The organism is Roseivirga sp. (assembly GCF_034669765.1).
Lineage (GTDB): Bacteria > Bacteroidota > Bacteroidia > Cytophagales > Cyclobacteriaceae > Roseivirga.
Genome location: NZ_JAXMOQ010000005.1, coordinates 236,595 through 254,215 on the forward strand (window position 1 = coordinate 236,595; position 17,621 = coordinate 254,215).

At 38.8% G+C, this 17,621-nt stretch carries 18 protein-coding genes and 1 tRNA gene; 8 read left to right on the forward strand and 11 right to left on the reverse strand.

The annotated features are described in order from the left end of the window. The first annotated feature begins 89 nt into the window (after positions 1-89). Together VOI17_RS11900 and VOI17_RS11905 are read left to right on the forward strand one after the other, a co-directional pair. Positions 90-431, forward strand: coding sequence for a PadR family transcriptional regulator (locus VOI17_RS11900; protein WP_323757445.1), 342 nt, complete (start codon positions 90-92; stop codon positions 429-431). Beyond that, positions 428-1,015, forward strand: a complete 588-nt coding sequence (locus tag VOI17_RS11905) for a hypothetical protein (protein ID WP_323757446.1) — start codon at positions 428-430, stop codon at positions 1,013-1,015. The genes VOI17_RS11900 and VOI17_RS11905 overlap by 4 nt, the downstream gene beginning before the upstream one ends. Before the next feature lie 58 nt (positions 1,016-1,073). Here VOI17_RS11905 and gcvP read toward each other — a convergent pair whose 3' ends face one another. Continuing rightward, the gene (gene gcvP / locus VOI17_RS11910) at positions 1,074-3,977 is read right to left on the reverse strand and encodes an aminomethyl-transferring glycine dehydrogenase (RefSeq protein ID WP_323757447.1); all 2,904 of its coding nucleotides are present in this window, start codon (positions 3,975-3,977) and stop codon (positions 1,074-1,076) included. Positions 3,978-4,165: 188 nt separating this feature from the next. On the opposite strand from gcvP, the gene VOI17_RS11915 reads away from it, so the two are divergent. Both VOI17_RS11915 and VOI17_RS11920 read left to right on the forward strand, forming a co-directional pair. Then, the gene (locus VOI17_RS11915) at positions 4,166-5,644 is read left to right on the forward strand and encodes a M28 family peptidase (protein ID WP_323757448.1); all 1,479 of its coding nucleotides are present in this window, start codon (positions 4,166-4,168) and stop codon (positions 5,642-5,644) included. 54 nt (positions 5,645-5,698) lie between these two features. Further along, positions 5,699-6,607 (forward strand): hypothetical protein, encoded by a 909-nt coding sequence (locus VOI17_RS11920; RefSeq protein ID WP_323757449.1) that lies wholly within the window; start codon positions 5,699-5,701, stop codon positions 6,605-6,607. A 51-nt stretch (positions 6,608-6,658) separates the two neighbouring features. Here the strand turns inward: VOI17_RS11920 and VOI17_RS11925 are convergent, their stop codons facing one another. Beyond that, positions 6,659-7,534, reverse strand: coding sequence for a DUF4097 family beta strand repeat-containing protein (locus tag VOI17_RS11925; RefSeq protein WP_323757450.1), 876 nt, complete (start codon positions 7,532-7,534; stop codon positions 6,659-6,661). Between the two features lie 52 nt (positions 7,535-7,586). Further along, positions 7,587-8,912 carry a DEAD/DEAH box helicase gene (locus tag VOI17_RS11930; protein ID WP_323757451.1) on the reverse strand — a complete coding sequence of 442 codons (1,326 nt, stop codon included), beginning with the start codon at positions 8,910-8,912 and terminating at the stop codon, positions 7,587-7,589. Between the two features lie 70 nt (positions 8,913-8,982). Between VOI17_RS11930 and VOI17_RS11935 the strand changes: the two genes are divergently transcribed. After that, the gene (locus tag VOI17_RS11935; protein ID WP_323757452.1) at positions 8,983-10,317 is read left to right on the forward strand and encodes a dihydroorotase; all 1,335 of its coding nucleotides are present in this window, start codon (positions 8,983-8,985) and stop codon (positions 10,315-10,317) included. 61 nt (positions 10,318-10,378) lie between these two features. After that, positions 10,379-10,454 (forward strand) — tRNA-His (locus tag VOI17_RS11940). Between the two features lie 101 nt (positions 10,455-10,555). Here the strand turns inward: VOI17_RS11940 and VOI17_RS11945 are convergent. After that, positions 10,556-11,341, reverse strand: a complete 786-nt coding sequence (locus VOI17_RS11945; RefSeq protein ID WP_323757453.1) for a hypothetical protein — start codon at positions 11,339-11,341, stop codon at positions 10,556-10,558. A 445-nt stretch (positions 11,342-11,786) separates the two neighbouring features. Here VOI17_RS11945 and VOI17_RS11950 point away from each other — a divergent pair, with 445 nt between their 5' ends. Then, the gene (locus VOI17_RS11950; RefSeq protein ID WP_323757454.1) at positions 11,787-12,161 is read left to right on the forward strand and encodes a hypothetical protein; all 375 of its coding nucleotides are present in this window, start codon (positions 11,787-11,789) and stop codon (positions 12,159-12,161) included. Positions 12,162-12,197: 36 nt separating this feature from the next. Next, positions 12,198-12,458, forward strand: a complete 261-nt coding sequence (locus VOI17_RS11955; protein WP_323757455.1) for a hypothetical protein — start codon at positions 12,198-12,200, stop codon at positions 12,456-12,458. Here the strand turns inward: VOI17_RS11955 and coaE are convergent. The 7 genes from coaE to VOI17_RS11990 all read right to left on the reverse strand — a co-directional run bounded on the left by coaE (position 12,448) and on the right by VOI17_RS11990 (position 17,568). Beyond that, positions 12,448-13,050, reverse strand: coding sequence for a dephospho-CoA kinase (gene coaE / locus VOI17_RS11960; protein WP_323757456.1), 603 nt, complete (start codon positions 13,048-13,050; stop codon positions 12,448-12,450). The genes VOI17_RS11955 and coaE overlap by 11 nt on opposite strands. Beyond that, a complete protein-coding gene (locus VOI17_RS11965) occupies positions 13,043-14,020 on the reverse strand; it encodes a hypothetical protein (RefSeq protein WP_323757457.1) in 978 nt (325 codons plus the stop codon). Before VOI17_RS11965 ends, coaE begins: the two co-directional genes overlap by 8 nt. 6 nt (positions 14,021-14,026) lie before the next feature. Next, entirely contained in the window at positions 14,027-14,353 is a 327-nt protein-coding gene (gene yajC, locus VOI17_RS11970) for a preprotein translocase subunit YajC (RefSeq protein ID WP_323757458.1), read from the reverse strand. Between the two features lie 14 nt (positions 14,354-14,367). Further along, on the reverse strand, positions 14,368-14,895 hold the full coding sequence (locus VOI17_RS11975; RefSeq protein ID WP_323757459.1) for a DUF1573 domain-containing protein: 528 nt from the start codon (positions 14,893-14,895) through the stop codon (positions 14,368-14,370). A gap of 10 nt (positions 14,896-14,905) precedes the next feature. Continuing rightward, complete coding sequence (locus VOI17_RS11980; RefSeq protein ID WP_323757460.1) at positions 14,906-15,211, reverse strand: YtxH domain-containing protein; 306 nt, start codon at positions 15,209-15,211, stop codon at positions 14,906-14,908. Positions 15,212-15,217: 6 nt separating this feature from the next. After that, complete coding sequence (nusB, locus tag VOI17_RS11985) at positions 15,218-16,396, reverse strand: transcription antitermination factor NusB (RefSeq protein WP_323757461.1); 1,179 nt, start codon at positions 16,394-16,396, stop codon at positions 15,218-15,220. Positions 16,397-16,464: 68 nt separating this feature from the next. Then, positions 16,465-17,568 (reverse strand): Glu/Leu/Phe/Val dehydrogenase dimerization domain-containing protein, encoded by a 1,104-nt coding sequence (locus VOI17_RS11990; protein ID WP_323757462.1) that lies wholly within the window; start codon positions 17,566-17,568, stop codon positions 16,465-16,467. Positions 17,569-17,621 lie beyond the last annotated feature (53 nt).

The following is a 17,621-nucleotide window of genomic DNA, read 5'->3' on the forward strand; positions in this document are numbered from 1 at the left end:
TGGAGCCTCGATTGGCGTTTTCAGCCCCTTCTTCTAAAAAATTCTCAAAGAATTTTTGTATACATTTTAATATGATGTATTATTGTTCTATGTATTCAAGAGAATTATTAAAAGGCATACTTAAACCCATTATTCTAAAGCTGCTTTCAGAAGAAGAAAGAATGTACGGTTACGAGATTGTGCAAAAGGTAAAAGAGAAAACTGAAGGCCGAATCTTAATTAAGGAAGGTTCGCTTTACCCTACGCTTCATGCATTAACGAAAGAAGGCTTCCTCACCACGGAATCAGTATTAGTGGGTAACAGAACTAGAAAGTACTACTCGCTTACCCAGAAAGGAACGGGCTTAGTGGCTCCTGCCATGCAAGAGTTATCCGACTTTCAATCTACGCTGTACTTACTTTTTGGGAAACAAAAACCTTCAGTATCATGATTAACGCTACGCAAACACAGCAGATCAGAAACTATTTGCTCCAACAGGGCTTTACAAACCTCGAACTAATCGATGATTTAGTAGACCACCTTTCCTGCGAAGTAGAAATACTTGTAGAAGATAGACAAATAGACTTCACTACGGCCTTCTCAAATGCCAAGGAAAAAGTAATGCCTGAATATGCCATTCAAATTGAAAACGACTTAAAATTTTTAACCACCAAAAAATATAACACCATGATCAAGAAACTCGCATTTATTGGAGGCTATGCAAGTGTAGTGTGCTTATGTCTCTCTATTCTTTTTTTCAGTCAGTCTCTATTGGGTTCGAAAGGTTCAGAATTCAAAACAAAAGCGATTGAAGCACGATTTTACATGGAAAACATGAATTATGAAGGGCCATCGAAAAGGCTAAATGATCAGCTTAACATGCTTCGTCTAAATAGTGCAGTTGCTTCTTCTAAAAAGTTTGACCTAGCAGAAACCTTCTTAATTATCTCATTTATTCTCTTTGCAAGCCTTTATCTCCCATATCAATTTTACAGCAAATATCAACGAAGCGAGCAATCACTTCAGCAAGCATAAAAAAACGCCTCGCTACTTTTCGTAACGAGGCGTTTGTATTTTAAGTCAAAGCTTTGGCTTATACCGCAGCTTCTTCTGGAGCGTAATCAGAAACTGGAATACAGCTACACATCAAGTTTCTATCGCCATAGGCAGAATCGATGCGGGCTACAGTTGGCCAGAATTTGGCTTCTTTCACATATTCAGCAGGATAAACGGCTTTTTCACGTGAGTAAGGTCTTTCCCAGTTCCCTTGCAAAACCATTGCTTGCGTATGTGGTGAGTTGATAAGCACGTTATCCGCTTCATCAGCAATACCATCAATCACTTCTTGGATTTCCTGACGAATGCTCAACATCGCTTCACAGAAACGATCCAATTCTACTTTTGATTCTGACTCGGTTGGCTCGATCATCAAAGTACCTGCTACTGGGAAGGATACCGTTGGCGCATGGAAACCATAGTCCATCAAACGCTTGGCAATATCACCCACTTCAATTTTATGGGCTTTGAAATCACGGCAATCCACGATCATTTCGTGTGCGCAACGTCCTTTTGAGCCCGCATATAGAATTTTGAATTCTTTTTCGAGAATGGCCTTAATGTAGTTGGCATTCAAAATGGCCAACTTGGTTGCGTTTGTCAATCCTTCAGCGCCCATCATCGCGATGTAAGCATAAGAGATTGTCAATATACTTGCGCTACCCCAAGGAGCTCCTGAAATCGCAGTAATGGCATGTTCTCCTCCACTTTCTACTACTGGGCTACCCGGCAAGAACGGTGCAAGGTGCGATCTCACTCCAATTGGCCCCATACCAGGTCCACCACCACCGTGAGGAATACAGAAGGTTTTATGCAAGTTCAAGTGACAAACGTCTGCACCAATTAGGCCCGGACTCGTTAAGCCCACCTGAGCATTCATATTAGCACCATCCATATAAACTTGTCCGCCATTGTCATGGATAGTCTGGCAAATATCTTTGATGCTTTCTTCAAACACACCATGGGTTGAAGGATAAGTAACCATTAAACAAGCCAGTTCACTGCTGTTTTGTTCTACCTTAAGTTTAAGGTCTTCTACATCAATGTTTCCACGTTCATCGCAAGCGACCAATACCACTTTCATACCCGCCATCACCGCTGATGCTGGGTTGGTACCGTGTGCCGAAGTTGGGATAATGGCTACGTTACGTTGCGTATCGCCTCTACTTTCGTGGTAGGCTCTGATCACCATAAGGCCAGCGTATTCTCCTTGCGCACCAGAGTTTGGCTGCAAAGAAACATCGTCAAAACCAGTAATTTCAGAAAGCCAATCCACTAAATCGTTGAAGAGCATTTGGTATCCTTTAGTTTGATGTAAAGGAGCAAATGGGTGAATACCCCCGAATTCTGGCCAAGTTACTGGTACCATTTCGGCTGTAGCGTTCAATTTCATTGTACAAGAACCAAGCGAAATCATGGAATGCACCAATGACAAATCTTTGTTCTCAAGTTTTTTGATATATCTAAGCATTTCGTGCTCAGAGTGATACTGATTAAACACTGGGTGTGTCATGAAATCAGAAGTACGCTCTAAATCTTTTGGAAGTTCAACTTCCAAGCCAGCTGCTTCACTGTCTAAATCAAATTTAACCACCTGACCACTTGCCTCTGCAAATACATCGAGGATCAATTGAATGTCGTCAACTCTGGTAGTTTCATCTACAGAGATACCAATATCTCCATTTTCGAAGTATCTGAAGTTGATTTCATTCACTTCAGAAATAGTTCTGATTTTATCCGAAACAGAAGATTCTGCCTCTATTCTTAAGGTATCGAAATAAGCTTCATTCAATTGTTTGAAATCAAGAGAGTTCAAACCTTTCTCTAACAGCTGCGCGAAGCCATGAATTTTAAGAGAGATATGCTTAATTCCTTTTGAACCGTGATATACACCGTACATTCCAGCCATTACGCCAAGTAAAACCTGTGCTGTACAAATGTTGGAAGTCGCTTTTTCTCTTCTAATATGCTGCTCACGGGTTTGAAGCGCCATTCTATAAGCTTTGTTACCTTGGCTATCAATAGAAACTCCAATAATTCTACCTGGAATTTGACGCTTAAACTCATCTTTAGTAGCAAAATAAGCAGCATGCGGCCCACCGTAGCCCATCGGCACACCGAACCTTTGTGTAGTCCCCACCACAGCATCGGCACCCATTTCTCCTGGAGGGGTTAAAAGCGCCAACGACATTAAATCTGCGGCAGCAGTTACAAATACATTATTGGCTTGTGCTGTCTCAATAAAAGATTTGAAATCTCTTACACTTCCATCACCCGCTGGGTATTGATAAAGAACACCGTAAAGGTCTTCGCTAGTTAAATCAAGCTCTTCGATTTTACCAATCACCAAATTGATTCCAACTGGAATCGAACGTGTTTTTAAAAGGTCAATCGTTTGAGGAAAAGTGTTTTCGTCTACAAAGAATGTATGCGCATTTTTCTTTTCCCTCTTTTTCAAACCTGAAAACATGAACATGGCTTCGGCTGCTGCCGTGGCTTCATCTAACAGAGAAGCATTGGCAATTGCCATTCCAGTAAGGTCCATCACCATGGTTTGGAAGTTGATCAAGGCTTCTAGTCTACCTTGTGCAATTTCTGCTTGATAAGGAGTGTAAGCAGTATACCAACCTGGATTTTCAAGAATATTTCTTTGGATTACACCCGGAACGATAGTGTCGTAATAGCCCATTCCTATATAGGACTTGAAGAGTTTATTATGGCCAGCAATCTGTCTCAAATCCTTCAAAAACTGGAACTCCGATTTAGGGAGAGGAAGGTTCAATGGCTCCTTCATTCTGATTCCCGCTGGCACCGTTTCTTCAATCAATGCATCAATGCTTGGTAAACCGATTACCTTAAGCATTTCTGCTACTTCTTGCTGATCAGGACCGTTGTGCCGATCTTCAAATTTTTGGGTTTTCCTTAAATCAATCTTAGTCATATCCAGTATTCCAATAAGGTGTAAAATCTATCTTTTGAAAAGAAGCACAAATGTAAGAGACTATGTGTGAATATCCTTAGAGAGTAGCTAAAAAAGAATACCATTTGAGTAACAGTTCAACAGTACTTTTAAATATTTTTCTAGCTTTGGTGAATTAATAAAACTGCAACATTAAACAATACATTTCAATGAGGAGATTATTAACACTTTCGGTGGTGGTCTGCTTGTTTTCACAAGGCTTAGTGGCTCAAGATAAAACTGCCATGAAGTACGGGAATACAATCACTCCACAAGACATGAAGGCGAAACTTAGCGTTTTGGCTTCAGATGAGTTTATGGGTAGAGAAACTGGAACTGAAGGCCAGAAAATGGCTTCGAGATTCTTAGAGGATTTCTACAAAAAAATTGGTTTGGCGGGCCCAGTAAATGGCACTTATCGTCAAAAATTCAGCATGTACCAGTCAGACTGGTCTGATGTTTATGTAAAAGTAAAAGGCAAAAAGAAAATGAATGGTAAGGATTTCATCTTCTCTGGCAATGCAAACATGGACAAAGAGATGAAATTGTCTACTGTCTATATTGGCGATGGCTCTGCTATTTCTGGAATGGACATTAAAGACAAAGGAGTTATTGTAACGGGAAGCTCTAGAGAGGTTCAGAGAAGTCTAATCGAAGCAGGTGTAAAAGCCATTTTTGTAGCTAGTGCTGATGATGAGCAATTCATGCAAACATTACCTCGTCAAGCTGCTTTCAGAATGAAAGGAAGACTTCGTTCTAACAAAGAAAACACTGGTAACGAGAGCATCGTATTCAACATCACTAAAGCAATGGCTGCTGATCTTTTAGGGTCAACTACAGCTAAATTAGATGCTGCAGCTAGCTCCCCCTCTTCTGTTAAAGCAACAACTGTTAGCTTTCAAGTAAAAGAAAAACTTGCTGAGATCTCTACCGAAAACATGATGGCTTACCTAGAAGGTACTGACCTTAAAGACGAAGTGATTGTAATCTCTTCTCATTATGACCACATTGGCCAAAATGAAGATGGTTCAGTAATCAACAACGGTGCTGATGATGATGGTAGTGGCACTACTGGTGTAATGGAGCTTGCTGAAGCTTTTGCTCAAGCAGCAAAAGAAGGTAACGGACCACGTAGAAGCATTCTTTTCTTAAATGTAACAGGTGAAGAAAAAGGACTTTTGGGATCTGCATATTATGCTGACAACCCAATTTTCCCAATTGAAAACACGGTTACCAACTTAAACATTGACATGATTGGTCGTGTAGACCCTGAGCATGAAAATGACAGAAATTACGTTTATGCCATTGGTTCTGAAAAGCTTTCTAGTCACTTGAAAGTAGTTTCTGAGTATGCTAATATTACTTACACTGGCTTAAACTTAGATTACAGGTTTGACGATCCGGCTGATACAAACCGTTTCTACTACAGATCGGATCACTACAACTTTGCTAAAAAAGGTATTCCAATCATTTTCTACTTTAACGGAGTTCACGCTGATTACCACAGACCAACGGATACTGTTGATAAAATTGAATTTGATGTAATGGCGCAAAGAGGTCAATTGGTATTTTATACTGCTTGGATCTTGGCTAACCGTGATCAAAGAGTTCCAGTTGATAGAACTGATGACATGACTTACAATCGTTAAGATTGATAATTGAAATAAAATTGAAAAGGGTTACTTTCGAGTAACCCTTTTTTTATGCAGAACACTTTACATATTCTTAATGGCGATAGCAGTCTTCACCTCTTTCAAAAGTCCGGAATTAATGGAGATAAAGCCATTTGGCGTGAAGTTTTAAGCGATGGGCTTGTGCTCGATTCCTTTGGCACAGATCAATTCTGGCAAAGCAGAGCGGCTTTTATGACTGCTTTTACTAAAACCAGTTCAAGCGATTATCATGAAAAGGTAATTGATGAATTTAAGAAAATCCAGAACTTCAAAGCTTATAAAGAGGTAGTTCTTTGGTTTGAATATGATCTATTCTGCCAAATCAATTTAATGGCGCTACTCCATTGGTTTCAGCAACAAGACAAAGCAGATGTAAAGATTTCTCTGATTTGTGTGGGCCAGGTCGATGGATATGAAAAATTAATGGGTTTGGGTGAACTGTCCTTTGAAAGGTACCCTGAACTATTTGAGCAGAGAAGAATTTTGGGCCGAAACGATTTTAATTTCGCCTCTGATGCTTTTCAATCTTTTTGCTCCAATAACCCTAAAGACATGGAGAATTTCATACTTCTTCCGTCCAATGAATTTCCTTATTTGGCCAAAGCTTTTCAGGCACATTTAATGCGTTTTCCTTCTTCAAAATCGGGCCTTAATTTAATCGAACAAGAAATCATTAAACTTATTGAGTCAGGGAAAAACACAGAAATAGCACTCATCGGAGCTTTACTAAAATGGCAAAAATACTATGGGTTTGGAGATCTTCAGTACATTAATTACCTGAACCGACTGAGCCCATTGCTGGAGAAAGGCCAAGCCATTACGCTTAAACAGAATTACCATTCGACACCAATTGATAGAAATTATTTTCTAGGTGGCGCATTAGTGAGTGAATGGGAGTGGGATGAGGATCATCAAGAAATAAGGCTAAGTCAGATATAATGAAAGGCGTAACTCTCGCTACTCCTTTCATTATTATTTTCTTGAAGCAAGTTAGTTTTTGCTCAATCTCACTCTACCATCCTCAGTTCTAATTTCAACATTAGCCTTACCACCTTCCAACTTAAGCTCAGAGCGGTGATCTGTTTCGCGAACAGTTTCAAACGCACCAGATGCACGAACACTACCGTCATCCTTGAGTATTGAGAACTCGCCTCCTCCGGTGGAGACTACAAATTCAATCGAAGAGTCTTCGCCTCTAATAATATATCTTCCATCATCTGATAATGAAGTTTCAAGCATTACGTCTCCATCTTCAATATCAATGTCGATATCAATAAAGCTTCCTCCTCTTACTTCAACATCTCCGTCTTCAGATTCAACTTTCAAGGCTCCAGTTCCTCCATCAATCTTGAGGTCACCATCTTCTAGTCTAAATTCAAAATCATTGCTTCGACAATCAATAATTTCAATATCTCCATCTTCGGTTTCCATGTAAATTTTGCCATTTACATTTCTCACCACATAATCATCATCCTCTCCTTTCACGCGAATGGAAGCCGATTCTGGTAGTTCAATATCAATTCGATAATCGGTTCTAATAGAGCCCATTTGAATTCTAACGCCACTTCTTTCACGCTCAGTTATATGTAAATCATCACCACGGTTTTCTACAATAACATTGAACTCTGCCCTACCGGAAGTAAAGCCTTTAATTTGCTGTGTGCGATCAATTTTAACCTGCGCATCAGTCCTGTTGCTGCCTGTGATTCTTACTTCGGCATCCTCTGAGTTGAGATAAAGCGTTCCAGAAGCTCCAATGCTATAAGTCTTATCTAAATGGAATTCGCCATCCTTTTGAGCATTGGCGTTTGGTGCTGCAATAAGGCAAACCAGCCCTATTCCAACGGATGTGATCATTTTTTTCATTGTTGTTTGAGTTTTTATGTAACAGTTAATTTAATAAAATCCGACCAGTATTTTACTTTCTCTTTCCTTTACGCTGTCCTTTCCCCTTTGTTCTACTTGAGGACGACTTACCGCCCTTGGTTGAGAATCTTTTCTTTTTTTCGTGAAATGCTCCCTTAAACTCAGGATCATCCTTTTTCTTAAGGTCATCTATGGCCCGTAGCATCTCTTGCCCCTCTACAAAGGGCGTTTTTTCCACTAAAACTTCCGATGGCATATCGTGCCGTGTAATTGTATTCTGAATCAATGCTTCAATTTTAGCCACAGAGAACATTTCGAGTTCATTGGCAAAAGTGATGGCGATCCCAGCATTATTGGCCCTTCCTGTTCGCCCAATTCTGTGCACGTAGTCCTCGTCAATCAAAGGCACGTCAAAGTTAATCACATGACTCACCATGCTGATGTCCATTCCTCTGGCGGTAACATCGGTAGAAACCAATACACGGATATCCCCTTCCTTAAATTCAGACATAGCATTAATTCGTGAATTCTGCCCTTTATTGGCATGAATCACACGCACTGGCCCCAGTTGCCTTCTCTCTATGAATTTCGAAACGTTGTCTGCATTCGTCCTTGTCTTCGTAAAAACAATCACACGCTGAAGCGCTTCACTTTTCAGAAAGTGCTCCAATAAGTTAATCTTAGTCTTGAAATTCGGCACTTCATAAAGGCGCTGCTCAATCGTATCAATTACTGTAGCCTGTGGCGCGATTTCAATTTTCTCTGGAAACTCCAAGAAGTCCTCTGTTAACAAAATAACTTTATCATGCATGGTAGCCGAAAAAAGCATGTTCTGCCGCTTTCTCGGAACTACTTCAAGTACATTCTTGATCTGAGGCATAAAGCCCATGTCCATCATCTTATCGGCTTCATCCAATACCATTGTTTTGATCAACTTGGTGTGAATTATTCCCTTTAAATAAATGTCCAGAAAGCGTTGAGGTGTACTTACGATTATGTCCACCCCTTTTTCAATGGCCTCTATTTGCTGTTTTGGTCCTAAGCCACCATATAAACTGACAATTCTTAAATCAGTATAACGCGCCAATTCCCTAGCATTATCCTCGATCTGCATGACCAACTCTCGGGTAGGCGCCAAAATTAACGCCCGTGCATGGTCTCCTTGCGCATACTTCAACTTCATAAGCATAGGCAGGACAAAGGCGGCAGTTTTACCCGTGCCCGTTTGCGCTATTCCTAATAAATCATGACCTGCCAAAGCAATAGGAATGGCTCTCTTTTGAATCGGTGTAGGTTCGGTATACCTAAGATCATCTATGGCATTGAGAAACTGACGGCTCAATTTTAATTCTTCGAACGAAATGTTTTCTTCGGCCATAAATTGCGGAGGAGTTATTTGGTAATAACTTGCAATTACGTTAACCCGTTACACAATAAAAAACACTAGCATGTCTTCAATACTGATTCTCAACGGAAAGTTGATCAATGAAAACAAGATTTTCGAATCCGATATCTTTATAGAAAATGGTTTTATTCAAAAAATCGATAAAGATCTTCAACACCTGAATGCCGATGAAGTAATTGATGCCAGCGGCCAGTATGTATTACCAGGACTGATTGACGACCAAGTCCATTTCAGAGAGCCTGGCCTCACCCATAAGGCAGAAATTTATACCGAATCAAGAGCAGCGGTGGCTGGTGGTATCACTTCCTTTATGGAAATGCCCAATACTGTACCCAACACTTTAACTCAAAAATTACTGGAAGATAAGTATCAGATTGCGGCCAAAAACAGTTTAGCCAATTACTCCTTCTTTATGGGAGCTTCGAACGACAATTTGGACGAAGTGCTTAAAACTGACCCACGTAAAGTCTGCGGTGTAAAAGTATTTATGGGTTCGTCTACTGGAAATATGCTGGTAGATAATCAGAAGACTTTAGAAAATATATTTGAGAATTCGCCAACACTTATTGCTACACACTGCGAGTCTGAAGAAATTATTCAAGCCAACATCGCCAAGGCCAGAGCGCAATATGGAGAAGATGTCCCGATGAGTGAACACCCAATCATCAGAAGCGCAGAAGCTTGTTACGCATCTTCATCATTCGCTGTCGATTTGGCCAAAAAGAAAGGTGCAAGGCTTCATATCCTACATATTTCCACTGCCAGAGAACTTGAACTCTTCAGAAATGATATTCCATTGAAGGAGAAAAAAATCACGGCAGAGGCCTGTGTTCATCACCTTTGGTTTTCTGACCAAGATTATGCTCAAAAAGGATCATTTATTAAATGGAACCCAGCAGTCAAAACAGCTTCCGATCGTGATGCTATTCTAAAGGGAGTGATAGAAAATAGAATTGATGTGATCGCTACTGATCATGCGCCACATACGCTGGAAGAAAAATCAAATAGTTATTTCAGCGCTCCGTCTGGGGGTCCGTTGGTACAACATTCTTTACTGGCCCTACTAGACCTCTATCATCAAGGGAAAATCAGCTTAGAAAAGATTGTAGAAAAAACCTCTCATGCTGTTTCAGACTTATTCGACATTGATAAAAGAGGTTATTTAAGAGAGGGTTACCATGCAGACATTGCCATCGTAAACTTAAATTCCTCATGGCAAGTAAGCCGAAGCAATGTGCTGTCAAAATGCGGTTGGTCTCCATTTGAAGGACATCAATTTAAATCTAGCGTCACCAACACCATTGTTTCTGGTAAAAGAGTGTTTGATGGAGAAATCAAGAATATAGGTTCGGGAAATAGATTAGAATTTGACAGATAAAATGAGTTCAGAGTATTTGCATATTCAAACCGAACACTTACATTTGCAAACCCAATTAAATGGTGGTTGTAGCTCAGTTGGTTAGAGCATCGGTTTGTGGTACCGAGGGTCGTGGGTTCGAGTCCCATCTTCCACCCTTAATATTGAGAGAGTTACGCAAGTAGCTCTCTTTTTTTATGCCTACCTATTTGTGAAAAAAACTTTATGTTTATGTCAATCTGAAATGGTTCATTCTAGATCAGGTGCCTTTAAGCACAAAGTTATCTATACTACTGTTCTTATATTCAACCGAAAAAAAGGACTTGAAAAAATCATTCTCGAATACTGAAGCACCAATTGTTGAGTCCATAAATTGAAGCACACCTCTATTCTGGCTCTTAGGTCTTACCTTTTTAAAAACCACTTTGGAGCTTTTACTGTTACAGTTTCTCAAAAGCAAATGATCAGTTCTGATTTCGTTAAGAAATAAATTTGAGTATTCTCCAAAGGTGCCAATTTCCAACTTGGATGCCGTAAGTTTTTCAATTCTAATGGCATTAAACTTCTCAGGACAGAGGTAAAACTCAGACTCATCCGTATTTTCTGATCCGTTGTTTAATATATTAACCTTATCCAGCAGATTATTACATCCAATATGGAGCAAATCAAACTTTGAATTCGAGAGGTACTCCAAATGATTAACCTTACATGCATTTATTTTTAGAGCTCCTGCATTTTGATTAAACCTGTACATAAGGCTATCGATAATACAATTCTCAAATTCAATATTGGTAACGTTACTTGACTCTATAACCAACTCATCAAAATGACAGTTTTCAAAACTCCAACGCGAGAAGACATCAGTCTCTGTCACTATGAGTTTCGGCAACCTACAATTCTTGAAATGATAGTCATGCTGAGAGTGAAATTGTTGGTTCGACAAGCAAACTGATACCTTTAGTTCAAAAGGGTAGCCATTAATGAGGAATTCATAATCTCTCCCTTCAATTATTTTCAAAAAATCAGCCTGGTTTAGAGCTCTCATGAACAACAATTTAAACTACAGAATACTGGCACGTATATCAAATACCGTTAACACCCTATTATAATGAATAAGGAATATTAACTTCAGAAAGAAGCTCTATCTAGATGTGTCTCTGTTGATTCATAAGCAAAGAATATAGCCCTTGCTTACGAGTATGAAGGTAGAAAAGGATTTAGTCAAAAACAACTAAACTTTAAGTCGAAGGAACTCTATCACTCTACCAAATAAATTTTATATCCGCAGTGAAATGCTCTTCAAAAACTATTCTTTGCTGAATACTTAGAAAAAGGCAAAAAGAATCAAATCTCTCTTCACCCCACTTATAAATTAAGTCTATAAATAGTTGATTTTTAGTTTTTTAACACGTTAATTTCTCAAGTGTTCTCACTCATACCACGAACGTAAAGAGACTCATTTTGTTAATACCATTAATTAGGCCCAACCTATGGATACAGTTCTTACCATATCGGATGTTTTTAAATCTCCTCAAAACCTCCACTGTGTGCAAAAAATAAAAGAATGGATTGATGGTAATACTTTCTATACTAAACAGCACTTGATTTGGAATATAGGAGTGACCAATGCTGAAGACCTACTGAATATCGAGTCCACAATTCGACATGACATGACATGTAAGCATTGGAGGTATTGGGAGAACGACAGCTTTAAGGACGCAATGGAAACCATACGCAAGTTAAATAAAGCACCAAATGTCATTAAATCGCCTCACAATGATTATTCATCGAAAGGCTCATATGTGTTTGTTTACAAAACATTAATTCCACGAGACAGCAGATTATTCCATACTTTGCATGCCTAAATTCGGTTTCATGTACTCAACTGATTATTTTAGGTTATGGCAAATACCTTTTTCGATTTCTTTGAATTGAATGTACAAGACCAAGTAAAAGAGCTTTACCAAAATGGTAAATTCATTGTCGGTATTCGATACTATGGCTATAAGGTAAACCTATACTTACTTCACGATTATTATCTAGAAGTTTTCTACAATCACAAGCTAGACAAAATTGAAAAAATTGATTTACTAGATTTTTCGCATAGCAGGATGAAGTTTTATGCAGATCAGATCTCGTTGCCTTCTTTTATCAATCCCTAATCTTTTGAAGCGTCTTATAGATAGTCAGTACCTGGGGAATCAGTAATTTAGCACCACCATTATCTATTAAATAATCCGAGACCTCCCTTCTCTTTTGATCATCAACTTGGTTGCTAATGATGTCTAAGACTTGATTTTGGTTTCTCTGCATATCGCGCATAAGAACGCGGTTCACCCGAACATTTTCAGGAGCGATAACACAGATTAATTTATCTAGTGATTTATAAGAACCATTTTCGATAAATAAAGCGGCTTCCTTTATCAAGATTGATCCTTTTTGCTGAGCCGCCCATACTAAATAATCTTTAGCTACGGCCGGATGTACCAAAGCATTAAGCTTTTCAAGCTCTGTTTTATCAGAAAACACACTATTGGCTAGAAAACCTCTGTTGAGAGCCCCATCGGGCAGATAGCTTTCCTCACCAAATAAATCTATTACTTGGCTTTTTAGTAGCTCATCATTATTTAACAGATATTTACCTCGATCGTCAGCGTAATAGATGCTTACGCCAAGCTGATGAAATATTTTGCAAACAGTTGTTTTACCAGAGCCTATCCCCCCAGTTACCCCAACGGTAAGAACATCATTCATTATCCTTCAATTTAACTTTGCTTTGAGATAACACAGGGTTCAGTATAAATGAGGGTTTCATTGCAATTTCAATAGGAATCGTATTATCACTCTTTTTGAGATTGAAATAATCCGCAGTTAAAACCATGTTTAGTGAATCAACGCTCCTTACTTCATTTACTATTACTTCATAAGACACCACAATCTTATCTGGGTCAATCCTCCCATTTTTACCTTTGAAGTTAATAGGGTATACAGGAAGCTCTATCTCCTTCCTCATAAATTCAGTTACTTCAAATTTCACCGTCACTTCTGCTATGTTCGTTGAAATAAGGTTAGAACCGAAATTCTTAATACTTATTTTTTGATCTACGCTGTTACTAAACTCAGCATCCCCGATATCTATTTTAATCGGTCTCACTAAAGTATCTAGCATACTTTTAGGGCCAGTAATTCTGATGTGGTTTGGCTCTAGCGTTATCGTTGATGTAATTCTATGATTAGAGGCTAACTTCAATTGAATACTATCCAACTGCAACTCTGCATCCATACTTATCCTCTCGTCTATATTAAAAATAAGAGAGTCTTCAATGATATAATTGACGATTACAGGATCAAGACGGGGAGCTATATCTTGCCTTAAACTACTGGATAGTTTAAATTTTTCTCTGACAGGATTTTCTACCTCAATAATCAGTGGCTCCATACTAAAACCAAAGGACCGGGTCATCAGATCCCATCCACCACCGGTTACTTCAAGGGGAAGTTTATTGGGTACGTCTGATAAGGCTACATAGAGTGAATCATTATAAACTACCTTGATTGGGTAGTTGATTTGGGTAACATAATCGGATTTATTTAGGGCACTGAAAAACCAAAAGGTGGTAGATATTATTATGCATAATATTACCACCTTCAATTTTTCGTCCTTTGTACTGGGCGTATTGAAAGACCTTTTTAGAAATTCAATTATTTCTTCAGCACTTCTCAATCACATTTAAGCTTTACCTGCCAATTTTTTACTCGCTTCTAATGAGATGGCGCTTTTATCAAACTTAATTTTAGCACCTTTCTCAACATCCAAGGTGATGGTATCATCATCCATTTCGGCTATTCTTCCATGAATACCTCCGATGGTAACAATTCTATCTCCTTTCTTAATGTCACTAATAAAACTTTTCTGATCCTTCTGCTTTTTCTGTTGTGGTCTAATCATAAAGAAATAAAACACTACAGCTATACCTCCAAACAAAAGTAATTGCTGAATCCAGCCACCTCCAGCCGGTGCTGGAGCAGGAGTTTGTAATAATATACCTTTTAACATTGTACTATTTAAAATTATGGTGCTGTTGCTGTCTGTACAAAACCTCTTAAACTCAATCTAGTTTGTTTAGGGTTAGTATTGGCTACAATTGTGATTACTGGACTTTGCTGCCCATTCTTTCCTTTACTATCGTATCTAACTACAATTTCACCTGTTGCTCCAGGAGCAATTGGTTCTCTTGAATAACTAGGCACTGTACAACCACAAGAAGCGGAAGCACTTTGTATTGATAAAGGTTCAGTTCCAGAGTTAGTGAATTTAAACGTATAGTTTACCACTTCTCCTTGCTGGATTGTACCAAAGTTATAAAGTGTTTGATCCCATTTAAAGGCCGCATTAGCACTAATATTCTGTTCTGGCACATTTGACACAGTCTGAGCTTGAGTTGGCAGTGTACCATTATTTCTTACTACTCCGCCATTTTCCAGTTGATTTACTCTTCTTTCCAAAGTAGCAAGTCGCTTTTCCATCTCTGAATTACCGCAAGATGATGCGATAAAAAACAACGCCACTAAACTCAATAAAGATAATTTAGTTTTCATAATTCTATATTTAGTTTTTGTCTCCAGACTTAATCTGACCAATCAGATTGTCAACATCTGTTAATAATTGTTCTGCTTTTAAACGAGCTTCAGAAACCACTTTTTCACCTTCTGATTTTGCCTCAGAAGCAATTTCATGTTTTCCGTTGATCAGATCTTCTAGCAAATCTTCTAGCTGTTTCTTGTACTTATCTAGCTGATACGAAAGTTTGTCTCTTGTGTTCGATCCTTTATCTGGGGCATACAAAATACCCAAAATAGCACCTGTGGCTGCGCCAATAACAAATGCCAATACGTTGCTTGATCCTTTACCCATTAACGTTTATTTATTATCCATTAAACCCCTACCGCTCTTTTTCAACTTCCCTGATGTTTTTAGTTCTATACTGATCACATCAAGTATCCCGTTTATGAATTGCTTACTTTTAGGAGTGCTGTAATTTTTTGAAAGCTCAATATACTCATTTATAGTAACCTTTACAGGGATACTCTGGAAATTCAGCATTTCAGCAATTGCCATTTTGAGTATAATCTGATCGGTAATTGCCAACCGGTCAACCTCCCAATTCTTCGTTTTTGCACCAATAATCTTACTATATTCTTCATCGTTTTCTACAGCCGACTTGAATATCTTCTCAAAAAAGGATTTGTCCTCTTCCCAGTTATTTGAAAAATCAGGTAACTCAAACTCTTTAGGTGAACTAGATTCTTCGAGGTCACGAATTGAGCGACTCACCAAACTGCGGGCAATTGCTTTGTTTTCTTGCCAGAAAATATCTCGTTCTTCAAAGAAGGCCAAAATCATATCGATTTTAAATACCTCCTGCTTTACAATGTGATCTACAATTGCCTTATCTTCTTCAAAAGAGGGGTTGGCCGTTCTACGGTATTCGTTGTAAACCTCATCCTTCTTTAATACTTCTTTATACCAGTTCTTTACATTCTGCTCTTCGTCTTCCCAACTGATGTTCCTTTTCACCAAGGCTACCTGAACTTTAGAAGAGTTTTTGAAAAACTCGATCACCTTGTTTTTGGAAAAATTATAATCGCCTACAATAATCTTTTCAGGAGAAATTTTAGATTTTTTATCTGCCTCCACCTTTGAATGATCCGACCATGCAATAAGTAAACTAACCACTTCCAAAAATCGATCAATCAAAGACTCTGCATCGAGAATCATCGAAGACAACATGTGGTTGTAATCTTTTCTTTGATTGCTTAAATAAGTTTTCTGAGCATCATTGGCCGCCTTTTGGGCTTCTTCACCAATTACTTCTGAGGGGTCAAGAGCACTGCCGTTGATCTTATTGGCATACACTCTTTTACTCTGCTGTCGCTGCGATTTAAGCAAATCACGATCCTGAGCTTCCATAGAGTTTAAATCTGGAAGGAAAGCCTCGTCAATCTCCGCCAAACCTAAATTATAGTTGGCTTCTTTGCATTGACCATAAGCGAACAATGATTGCATCGCTTTTACTCTTAGTGATCTCCTGTTAAGCATTACAAAATTTTAAAGAACGGTAAAAATAGAAAGTAGCAGGGAGTTTTTAATAACTCCCTTGCATTATATTAAAATGAAAGTTTAACTCTACCTACGTCTTCGATTCTCTTTTCAGCCAATAACATGGCTGCTTTTTGAGAAGGAATTCCGTCTTGATCAGCTTTCGCCAAAATATTAGTACATGTGTCGTAAATTTTCTCAGTCCACATATAGGCCAGATCTTTACTATACGACCCTCTTAGCTCACCAGTTATGTTTATGATACCACCAGCATTAATTACAAAATCTGGAGCATATACTATACCTTTTTCGATGAGCATGTTACCATGACGTGCTTCATCTTTCAACTGGTTATTAGCCGCCCCAGCAATTACTGAGCATTTTAGTTTTGAGATTGTATCGTCATTGATGGTTGCTCCCATAGCACAAGGCGCATAAATATCTACATCTAAACCGTAAATTTCATCCATTCCAACTACGGTAGCACCAGTTTTCTCAGAAACCATTTTCAACCTGTCTTGGTTGATGTCGGTCATAAAAACTTGAGCCCCTTCTTTAGTCAAATGCTCAACCAAGTACATCCCTACTTGACCTACACCTTGTACCGAAATCTTCTTACCAGCTAGTGAATCAGAACCGTAAGCCTTTTTAGCCGCTGCCTTAATTCCAACATAAACACCATAAGCAGTTACTGGAGAAGGATCACCACTACCACCCATTTCCACTGGCAAACCAGTTACATGCTTCGTTTCCATACCGATATGTTCCATATCGCTGGTTTTCATATTCATGTCTTCAGCAGTGATATATTTACCTTGAAGGCTATCTACGAATTTACCAAACCTGCGAAGAAATGCTTCATTCTTTAATTTAGCAGGGTCTCCAATAATTACAGCTTTTCCGCCACCAAGGTTAAGCCCAGATATAGCCGCCTTGTAGGTCATTCCTCTTGAAAGTCTTAAAACATCTATGGCTGCCTCTTCTTCAGTAGCGTAGTTCCACATACGGGTTCCGCCTAGGGCTGGGCCCAATACTGTGTTATGAATACCGATGATTGCTTTTAAACCAGTTGGTTCATCGTGGCAAAAAACCACTTGCTCATGGCCTAGCTTGGCAGCTTGTTCGAAAATTGAGATACTTCCCACTTTTTCTGTTCCGTTTACCTCTACCATTATTGTCAATTTGTAGTTTAAGTTATATTTGCCACATCCTTCGCTGATTTGGC